This window comes from Rhodococcus sp. NPDC059179 (assembly GCF_042754885.1).
Lineage (GTDB): Bacteria > Actinomycetota > Actinomycetes > Mycobacteriales > Mycobacteriaceae > Rhodococcus_G.
The window spans coordinates 240,439-250,344 of sequence record NZ_JBHZBV010000006.1; the positions used below are offsets into that span (position 1 = coordinate 240,439).

Below are 9,906 nucleotides of genomic sequence, written 5' to 3' on the forward strand. Positions count from 1 at the left end.
GCCATGACAACCGCGGAAGAGACGTCGACGAAGAAGATGCCGCTGCTGACCTTGTCGGCGATGGTGGTCGGCTCGATGGTCGGCGCAGGCGTATTCTCGCTGCCCCGCAACTTCGGTCAGGCCACCGGCGGCTTCGGCGCGCTGATCGCCTGGGCCATCGCCGGAACCGGAATGTTGATGCTGGCGTTCGTATTCCAGACCCTCGCCGTCCGCAAACCCGACCTCGACGCAGGCGTCTACGCCTACGCGAAGGCCGGGTTCGGCGAGTACCTCGGCTTCTTTTCCGCGTTCGGCTACTGGGCCAGTGCCTGCGTCGGCAACGTCAGCTATTGGGTGCTGATCAAGTCGACTCTCGGGCAGGTCCTACCGATCTTCGGTGAGGGCAACACGATCTGGGCTGTGCTGCTGTCGACCGTCTGCATATGGGCCTTCCACTTCATGGTGCTGCGCGGCGTGCAGGAGGCCGCCACCATCAACAAGATCGTCACCGTCGCAAAGCTGGTGCCGATCCTGTTCTTCATCGTGATCCTGTTGTTCTTCTTCGACGCCGGGATCTTCGCCGACAATTTCTTCGGCGGCGACGCCTACTCACAGCCGCTGTTCGAGCAGGTGCGCGCCACCATGCTGGTGACGGTCTTCGTGTTCCTCGGCATCGAGGGCGCCAGCGTGTACTCCCGCTACGCCCGCCGCCGCGAGGACATCGGCCGCGCCACCGTGCTCGGCTTCCTCAGCGTGCTCGCGATCTTCGCGTCGGTGACCATGGTGTCGTTCGGCATCATGCCCCGCGACCAGCTCGCCACCCTGCAGCAGCCGTCGATGTCGCCGGTGTTCGAGTCCGCGGTCGGCGCGTGGGGCGCCTGGTTCATCAGCATCGGCCTGATCATCTCGGTGCTCGGCGCCTACCTGGCGTGGACGCTGATGGCCGCCGAGGTGCTGTTCGTCGCCGCGAAGGACCGGGACATGCCGTCCTTCCTGAGCCGGGTCAACGGCAGGAACGTCCCGGTGATCGCGCTCGTATTCACCTCCGTCCTGATCCAGCTGGTGCTGCTGACGACGTTGTTCTCCGACGACGCGTTCACCTTCACACTCAAGTTGTGCAGCTCGCTGTCGCTGGTGCCGTACCTGCTGGCCGCGGCCTACGCGCTCAAGCTGGGGTGGACCAGGGAGACCTACGACGAACTGCAGCCGGAGCGGCGTACCAAGGAGCTGGTGTTCGCAGGCATCGCGACCTTCTACACGACATTCATGATCGTCGCGGCCGGTCTCGAGTTCCTGCTGCTCTCGTGCATCATCTACGCCCCCGGCACGATCCTGTTCGCGCTGACCCGCCGGGAGGCAGGCAAGCGACTGTTCTCGCCCTGGGAGGCGGCACTGTTCGCCGTTGTGGCCCTGGGCGCCATCGCCGGAATCGTCGGTCTCGCGACCGGCGCCATCACCATCTAGGAGAGCGAAACGATGACTGCACCCGCAACCTTCGGTGTCCACTCCGAGGTCGGCACCTTGCGCAAGGTCCTGGTCTGCGCACCGGGCCTCGCGCACGAGCGACTCACCCCGACCAACTGCGATGACCTGCTCTTCGATGACGTGCTCTGGGTGCAGAACGCCAAGCGCGACCACTTCGACTTCATGACGAAGATGCGCGATCGTGGCGTCGAGGTCGTCGAGCTGCACAACCTGCTCGCCGACACCCTCGGTGTGCCGGGGGCCAAGCAGTGGCTGCTGGACCGCAAGATCGTCGCGAACGAGGTGGGCCTTGGCCTGGTCGACGACGTCCGGGCCTACCTCGACCAGCTCGACAACCGAAGGCTCGCCGAGTATCTGATCGGCGGCCTGGCGACCTCGGACCTGCCCGCCGACTTCCGGCCCGCTTACTTCGCGCTCGCCCGTGAGCAGTCCGGGGTCCGCGAGTACCTGATGCCGCCGCTGCCGAACACCCTCTACACCCGCGACACCACCTGTTGGCTCTACGGCGGCGTCACCCTCAACCCGCTGTACTGGCCGGCGCGGCACGACGAGACCCTGCTGATGAAGGCGATCTACACCTTCCACCCGGACTTCACCGGGGCGAAGATCTGGTGGGGCGACCCCGAGCAGGACTGGGGGTTGGCCAGCTTCGAGGGCGGCGACGTGATGCCGATCGGGAACGGCGCGGTACTCGTCGGGATGAGCGAACGCACCTCCCGGCAGGCCGTCACCCAGGTCGCGCAGTCGCTGTTCGACGCGGGCGCCGCCGAACGGGTCGTCGTCGCGGGCATGCCGAAACTGCGCGCCGCAATGCACCTGGACACCGTCTTCACCTTCGCCGACCGTGACCTGGTCACCGTGTTCCCGGACATCGTCGACGGCATCCACACTTTCTCACTGCGTCCCGGCGACAGGGGCGTCCCTGAGGTCGTCGAGGAGAGCAAGCCGTTCGTCGACGTGGTCGCCGAGGCGCTGAACTTCGACAAGCTGCGCGTGGTCCCGACCGGCGGCGGCTTCTACGCCAACGAGCGTCAGCAGTGGGACAGCGGCAACAACCTCGTCGCCGCCGAGCCGGGCGTGGTGTTCGCCTACGACCGCAACACCCACACCAACGCCGCGCTGCGCAAGCAGGGCGTTGAGGTCATCACCATCGTCGGCGCCGAACTCGGGCGCGGCCGCGGCGGCGGGCACTGCATGACGTGCCCGATCGTGCGCGACGCCGTCGAGTTCTGACTCGATAACAGGACCGAACGTCGCAGTGCACGGGAGGGTCACGTGAACGGGAGTCCGCCGCGGCCCGCGGGTCCGGTCGAGGGGGTGCTGTTCGACATCGACGGGGTGCTGGTCACCTCGTGGCAACCCCTCGCGGGCGCCGCCGAGGCCCTCGCAGCCGTCCGCGACCGCGGGATCGCGCGCGCCTTCCTCACCAACACCACCTCCAGGACGCGGGCCGAGATCGCCGCGGCACTGCGCGACTGCGGGATGGCGGTCGACGCACGCGAGATCGTCACGGCCGCGGCGCTCACCGCCGAACATCTCCGCGAGGTCCATCCGGGCAGGCGTTGCCTGCTGATCAACCACGGCGACATCGCCGGGGACATGGCGGGCATCGAGTTCGACACCCGCAACCCGGAGGTGGTGGTCCTCGGCGGGGCCGGACCCGAGTTCGACCATGCCACGCTGAGCCGCGTGGTCGGGCTGATGCAGGGCGGGGTTCCGGTGGTCGCCATGCAGGGCGGACTGACCTGGGCCACCTCCGACGGCATCCGCATCGACACCGGCGCCTACCTGCCTGGCCTGGAGGCGGCGGGCAACGCCCGCGTCGCGGTGGTCGGCAAGCCGTCGCCGACCGGGTTCCTCGCGGCAGCCGGGCTGATGGGGACCCCGCCCGACCGCACGGTGATGATCGGCGACGACCTCCAGAACGACGTTCTGGCGGCCCAGCGCGCCGGATTCATCGGGGTGCTGGTGCGCACCGGCAAGTTCCGGCAGTCCGTCCTGGACGCGGGCGAGGCCCCCGATCATGTGGTCGGCTCGGTCGCGGACCTGCCCGAGCTGCTCGTCGGGCTGCGGCGCTGAGGTAGCGGGTGGGCCCGCGCCGGTCGCGGGTCCACGCGAAAACCGGTGCCGAATCGAGATCTGCCGATCAGGCCGCTGCACGTCGAGTCTTGGGTACCGTCGCGTCGGTATCCGTTCGTTCTGCTTTCGAGGAGTTCCGTGTCGATTCAGCTCAGCCCCCGCGTCCGCAGCCTCATTCCGTCGATCACCCGCGCGGGCGCGAGTCTGGCGGTCGGCATAGCGATCGCCGGGGGCCTGGCGGTCGCGGGCTCCGGCGTCGCATCCGCCGCACAGGTCGGGTGCGCCTCGCCGCCCTCGGCGAACGACATCAGGGTCATCGGCGACGCGAGCTGCGGCGCCACCGCGACCGTCGGCAACGCGGGCGCGACCGCGAGTGACAGTGGGACCGCGGTGAGCGTCGCGAACGGCGGCTCCGCGAACAGCTTCGCCACCGGCTACGGCGTCGCGCTCAGTTCCTCGCGCGGGGCGGGCGCCGCGCACGCGTACGCCATCGGCGGCGGCATCTCGCACTCGAACGCGTCGAACGGCAACACCACCATCGCGGTGGCGGGCTGGGGTTCCGGGGCGACGGCGGAGGCGTCCGGCGTCAAGTGTGTCGGCCCGCTGTCCTTTGCCGTGAACCTGACCACCGGCGCGGTCTGCGCGCTGCGCTGATCGACCCGCTCCGACCTTGCACTCGGCACCCCTGAGTGCTAAAAAGGCACTTGGCACTCACGTCATGTGAGTGCCAGGTCGGGACGGTGAGATCGGGATCCCATCGACACCCCTGGTCGTCCGTCGCGGGCGCCGAGCCTGGCCGAAGGCGTAAATGCGTCATGAGGCGACCCGACGAGCGGTCGCCTGGTGTGTCACCCCAATCCGGAGGATCACTTCGCAATGGCCAAGATCATCGCGTTCGACGAAGAGGCCCGTCGCGGTCTCGAGCGTGGCCTGAACAGCCTCGCCGACGCAGTCAAGGTGACGCTGGGACCCAAGGGTCGCAACGTCGTCCTGGAGAAGAAGTGGGGCGCCCCCACGATCACCAACGATGGCGTGTCCATCGCCAAGGAGATCGAGCTCGAGGACCCCTACGAGAAGATCGGCGCCGAGCTGGTCAAGGAGGTCGCCAAGAAGACCGACGACGTCGCCGGCGACGGAACCACCACCGCCACCGTGCTCGCCCAGGCTCTCGTTCGTGAGGGCCTCCGCAACGTCGCGGCCGGCGCCAACCCCCTCGGCCTCAAGCGCGGCATCGAGAAGGCCGTCGAGGCCGTCACCGCCCGCCTGCTCGACACCGCCAAGGAGGTCGAGACCAAGGAGCAGATCGCTGCCACCGCCGGTATCTCGGCTGGCGACTCGTCCATCGGTGAGCTCATCGCCGAGGCCATGGACAAGGTCGGCAAGGAAGGCGTCATCACGGTCGAGGAGTCCAACACCTTCGGCCTGCAGCTCGAGCTCACCGAGGGCATGCGCTTCGACAAGGGCTTCATCTCGCTGTACTTCGCGACCGACGCCGAGCGTCAGGAAGCGGTCCTCGAGGACGCCTACATCCTGCTCGTGAGCTCCAAGATCTCCACGGTCAAGGACCTGCTGCCGCTGCTGGAGAAGGTCATCCAGTCCGGCAAGCCGCTGGTCATCATCGCCGAGGACGTCGAGGGCGAGGCCCTGTCCACCCTGGTGGTCAACAAGATCCGTGGCACCTTCAAGTCGGTCGCCGTCAAGGCCCCCGGCTTCGGTGACCGCCGCAAGGCGCAGCTCGCCGACATCGCCATCCTCACCGGTGGCGAGGTCATCAGCGAAGAGGTCGGACTCTCCCTGGAGACCGCCGGACTCGAGCTGCTCGGCCGCGCCCGCAAGGTCGTCGTCAGCAAGGACGAGACCACCATCGTCGAGGGTGCAGGCGACGCCGACGCCATCGCCGGTCGCGTCAGCCAGATCCGCGCCGAGATCGAGTCCTCGGACTCGGACTACGACCGCGAGAAGCTGCAGGAGCGCCTGGCCAAGCTGGCCGGTGGCGTCGCCGTCATCAAGGCAGGCGCCGCGACCGAGGTTGAGCTCAAGGAGCGCAAGCACCGCATCGAAGATGCCGTGCGCAACGCCAAGGCGGCCGTCGAGGAGGGCATCGTCGCCGGTGGCGGCGTGGCACTGCTGCAGTCGGCTCCCGCGCTCGACGACCTGAAGCTCGAGGGTGACGAGGCCACCGGCGCGAACATCGTTCGCGTCGCCCTCGAGGCACCGCTCAAGCAGATCGCGTTCAACGCCGGCCTCGAGCCCGGCGTCGTCGCGGAGAAGGTTCGCAACCTGCCCGCGGGCCACGGCCTCAACGCCGCGACCAACGAGTACGGCGACCTGCTCGAAGCCGGCATCAACGACCCGGTCAAGGTCACCCGCTCGGCGCTGCAGAACGCAGCCTCGATCGCGGCGCTGTTCCTCACCACCGAGGCCGTTGTCGCCGACAAGCCGGAGAAGGCCGGAGCGCCCGCCGGCGATCCGACCGGCGGCATGGGCGGCATGGACTTCTAGTCCACAGCCCCTCAGGCGCACCAGCGTCACACGGCGAGGCCCGGGTCACCCGAACAGGGTGCCCGGGCCTCGCTCGTGGTCCCGGCTCCCCGCGGAAACGCGTTGTTCACCGAAGCGACCAACGTAGGTCACCGATTTGGACGCTTGGTCGATTAGCCTCATTGTCTGTGGCGAGGGGTCACACGCAGTTTCTGCGGTAGGTCAATTTTCTTGGAGGATCACATGGGTTCCATCAGCACCATCGTCTCGCTCATCGAGCTCTACCAGCTGCTGAGCAAGTTCAGCTGATCCCCCGACACAGCGGCCGGGCCCCGGGTGGGGCACGGCCGCTGCGTGCTGTCGGCACGCGGCCACGACACGCCGATCAGTTTCGCGATTCCGGAGACAGTCGAACGTATTCCGGGTGAGACTGTCCGCGCGGGATCACCCAACACGGGAGCGCTGTCTTCCGTATGATCACCCGCAGCAAGCCGAGGGTCCATGCGTACCTGCGTGTGGGCCCCCGTTCTGTAAAAGAATCGAACATCCCGATCTCGGCCCCTTGACAGTCAGGTGCAGCACATATGAGCAAGCTTCGTCGATCAGGCGCCCGCACGGCGCGGCTGGCAGCGGCCGCAGCGGCCCTGATGATCCTTCCCCTGATCGGCGCGGGCACGGTCGCCTCCGCCGCCCCGGCCGGCGAGAAGTCGGCGTCGACGGGCTCGAAGATCGAGCGGATCGACGGCTCAGGCCGTCAGGTGACCGCGTACGTGTACTCGGCGGCGATGAACAAGACCATTCCGGTGAAGGTCCAGCGGCCCATGGACACCAGCGCGCCGCGGCCGACGCTGTACCTGCTCAACGGCGCGGGCGGCGGCGAGGACTCGGCCACCTGGCAGCGACGCTCGGACGTCGCGTCGTTCTTCGCGGACAAGAACGTGAACGTGGTGACCCCCGTCGGCGGCGCCTTCAGCTACTACACCGACTGGCAGAAGGACGACCCGAAGCTCGGCCGCAACAAGTGGACGACCTTCATGACCAAGGAGTTGCCGCCGCTGATCGACGCCGAGTTCAAGGCCAACGGCGTGAACTCGATCGCAGCCATCTCCATGTCCGGCACCTCCGTGCTCAACATGGCGATCGCGGCCCCCGGCCTCTACAAGAGCGTCGCCACCTACAGCGGCTGCGCCGAGACCAGCACCGAGCCAGGCCGGGCCTACATCAAGCTGGTCGTCGAGTCGCGTGGCGGCGCCAAGGTCGAGAACATGTGGGGACCGAAGAACGACGTGGCGTGGATCGAGAACGACCCGGTCATCAACGCCGAGAAGCTGCGCGGGACCCAGCTGTACATCTCCACCGGCAACGGGTTGCCCGGACAGCATGACACCCTGGAGAAGACCGGCGGCGTATCCGGGCTGGCCAACCAGGCGCTGCTCGGCGGACTGATCGAGGGCGCGACCCTGGTCTGCACCAGCAACCTCTCCAAGCGGCTCGGGGAGCTCGGCATCCCGGCGGTCGTCGACTTCCGGCCGAACGGCACCCACTCGTGGGGCTACTGGCAGGACGACCTGCACAAGTCGTGGCCGATGCTGGCCGCGTCGATCGGGCTGTAACTCGGGCCGAACACGCTCAGGCGACACACCAACGGCGCCGATCCCGCGAGTGCGCGGGGTCGGCGCCGTCTTGTCGTCGGGGACGGGGTCTGTCCCCGACGAGGCATTCAGTCGAACTTGTTTCCGGTGGCCTTGTTCAGGCCCGACTGCACGCCCGACTCGAGCTTGTCGTCGAACTCGTCGTAGACGACCGAGCCGATCCAGATGATCAGCGTCGCCCACACCCAGGTCCAGAAGCCCCGGATCTGGAAGTCGTTCGTCAGCAGCACCACGATGAGCAGGACGACGTATGTCGCGATCAGGTTGACCACCCAGGTGTACGCCTTCAGCCCCGGCACGTTGCTGAGCAGGCCGGCCACGATCGGCTTGACGAACAGGGTCGCCAGCGTGAACAGGATCGTGCCGACGATGAACCACAGGGGATAGGAAATGTGGAAGCGGCCGAGGACCAGGTCGGCGATCCACAGCACGACGCCGTTCGCGACCAGTGCGGTCAGGATGCGGGGAACCCAGAGCTTGGCGGGGGTCGAACTCGAGGTGGTCATATCGCCAGAATGAACTCCGGCGCCGGGCGCGATCAGGCTTTTGTCGCCGGAACAATTGATTGATGCGTCGACGTTATCGCTCTGTTATTGGATTACCCGAACTGGGCTGCTCCCGCTTGTCGCACGCGAGACGCGTTGGGGGACCGACCGGCCCGGGCGCGGCGCGCGATCCCACCGAAATCGCCGTCGCGCCGTAGCATCACGAATTGAGTGTTTGACACAACAAACGTGCCGTGCGTAGACAAGGTGGACTTGCGTGGATGCGGTAAAAATCATCCTGGAATTGATCGTGGTGCTCGGTGCCATCGTCATGGGCACCCGCTCGAGCGGTGTGGCACTTGGTCTGTGGGGCGGCGCGGGCGTCGCGGTGCTGGTCTTCGTCTTCGGGGAGGATGTGGGCAGCCCGCCGGTCGATGCGCTGCTGATCATCCTGTCGGTGGTGCTGGCGTCGTCGATGATGCAGGCGGCGGGCGGCATCGACTGGATGGTGTCGATCGCGGCGAACCTGATTGCCAAGCGCCCCAAGCAGATCACGCTGATCGCACCGCTGGTCTCGTTCCTGTTCGCGGTCGGTGCGGGTACCTCGAACATCCTGTACCCGCTGCTGCCCGTCATCTACGACGCCTCCTACCGCAACGGGGTCCGACCCTCGCGCCCGCTCTCGCTGTCGGTGGTGGCAACCGGTGTCGCGCTGGCGTGTAGCCCGGTCTCGGCGGCGATGGCGGCGATGGTCACCCTCACCGATGTCGCGCCGTACAACTTCGAACTGATCGACATCATCAAGATCACGCTGCCCGCCGCGATCGTCGGAATCGTGCTGTCCTCGATCGTGGTGAACCGCCTCGGCAAGGACATCGCCGACGACCAGGAGATCCAGGCCCGCATCGCCTCCGGTGAGCTGGCCGCGCCCGCGGGCGGCATGAGCAAGGTCGAGCTGAAGGCGTCCACCCAGGGCCGCAACGCCGCGGTGATCTTCCTGCTCGGCGTCGCCGCCATCGTGGTCTTCGGTCTGTTCAAGGAGATTCGTCCGGATTCGGCGGACGGGACGCCGATGGGCATGACCCCCATCATCGAGATGATCATGTTCCTGGTCGGCACCCTGATCCTGCTCGTGAGCCGCCCGAACGTGGCGGACGTGCCGACGTCGTCGGTGTTCAAGGCAGGCATGGTCTCGGCGATCGCCCTCTTCGGTCTCGCCTGGCTCACCGACACCTTCATCAGTGCCCATCAGGAGCTGATCACCAACACCGTCGGCGACTGGGTCGACGCCGCGCCGTGGATCTTCGCGCTCGGTGTCTTCCTGGTCTGTGTGCTCACCACCAGCCAGTCGACCGCGACCAGGACCATCGTGCCGATCGGCCTGGCGGCTGGACTCGCGCCTGGACTGCTCACCGGCATGTGGGCGGGCGCCTTCGCGGGCATCTACCTGTTGCCCACCAACGGATCACAGATCGCGGCGGCCAACTTCGACGAGTCGGGCAGCACCAAACTCGGCACCAAGCTGGTCGACCACTCGTTCTTCATCCCGACGATCGTGTTGGCCATCACCACCATCGCGGCCGGTTCGGTGTTCGGCATCATCCTGGGCTGACGCGAGCCGGCAGTGGCGAAACGTGCAGCGGCGGGGGGGGGGCCCGCGGGGCCCGCGCCCCCCGCGGGGACCCCCGGGGCCCGGACCCCCCCCCCCAGGCCGTGGCCGCCCCCGCCACCCAATGCACCCCCAC

Annotated in this window: 8 protein-coding genes; 7 read left to right on the forward strand and 1 reads right to left on the reverse strand. The window is 67.5% G+C overall.

The genetic code is table 11. The features are described 5' to 3' along the window. Positions 1–3 precede the first annotated feature (3 nt). The 6 genes from ACFXMV_RS15165 to ACFXMV_RS15190 all read left to right on the forward strand — a co-directional run bounded on the left by ACFXMV_RS15165 (position 4) and on the right by ACFXMV_RS15190 (position 7,637). A complete protein-coding gene (locus tag ACFXMV_RS15165) occupies positions 4–1,443 on the forward strand; it encodes a basic amino acid/polyamine antiporter (RefSeq protein ID WP_378499962.1) in 1,440 nt (479 codons plus the stop codon). A 12-nt stretch (positions 1,444–1,455) separates the two neighbouring features. After that, on the forward strand, positions 1,456–2,697 hold the full coding sequence (locus ACFXMV_RS15170; protein ID WP_378503623.1) for an arginine deiminase: 1,242 nt from the start codon (positions 1,456–1,458) through the stop codon (positions 2,695–2,697). Positions 2,698–2,739: 42 nt separating this feature from the next. Further along, entirely contained in the window at positions 2,740–3,543 is an 804-nt protein-coding gene (locus tag ACFXMV_RS15175) for an HAD-IIA family hydrolase (protein WP_378499960.1), read from the forward strand. A gap of 138 nt (positions 3,544–3,681) precedes the next feature. Then, positions 3,682–4,197, forward strand: coding sequence for a DUF6764 family protein (locus ACFXMV_RS15180; RefSeq protein WP_378499959.1), 516 nt, complete (start codon positions 3,682–3,684; stop codon positions 4,195–4,197). A 222-nt stretch (positions 4,198–4,419) separates the two neighbouring features. Next, on the forward strand, positions 4,420–6,045 hold the full coding sequence (groL, locus tag ACFXMV_RS15185) for a chaperonin GroEL (RefSeq protein ID WP_378499958.1): 1,626 nt from the start codon (positions 4,420–4,422) through the stop codon (positions 6,043–6,045). A 563-nt stretch (positions 6,046–6,608) separates the two neighbouring features. Continuing rightward, on the forward strand, positions 6,609–7,637 hold the full coding sequence (locus tag ACFXMV_RS15190) for an alpha/beta hydrolase (RefSeq protein WP_378499957.1): 1,029 nt from the start codon (positions 6,609–6,611) through the stop codon (positions 7,635–7,637). 107 nt (positions 7,638–7,744) lie between these two features. Here the strand turns inward: ACFXMV_RS15190 and ACFXMV_RS15195 are convergent, their stop codons facing one another. Next, positions 7,745–8,182, reverse strand: coding sequence for a phage holin family protein (locus tag ACFXMV_RS15195; RefSeq protein ID WP_378502269.1), 438 nt, complete (start codon positions 8,180–8,182; stop codon positions 7,745–7,747). Positions 8,183–8,438: 256 nt separating this feature from the next. Here ACFXMV_RS15195 and ACFXMV_RS15200 point away from each other — a divergent pair, with 256 nt between their 5' ends. Next, positions 8,439–9,773, forward strand: a complete 1,335-nt coding sequence (locus tag ACFXMV_RS15200; RefSeq protein WP_378503624.1) for an anaerobic C4-dicarboxylate transporter — start codon at positions 8,439–8,441, stop codon at positions 9,771–9,773. Positions 9,774–9,906: the final 133 nt, after the last annotated feature.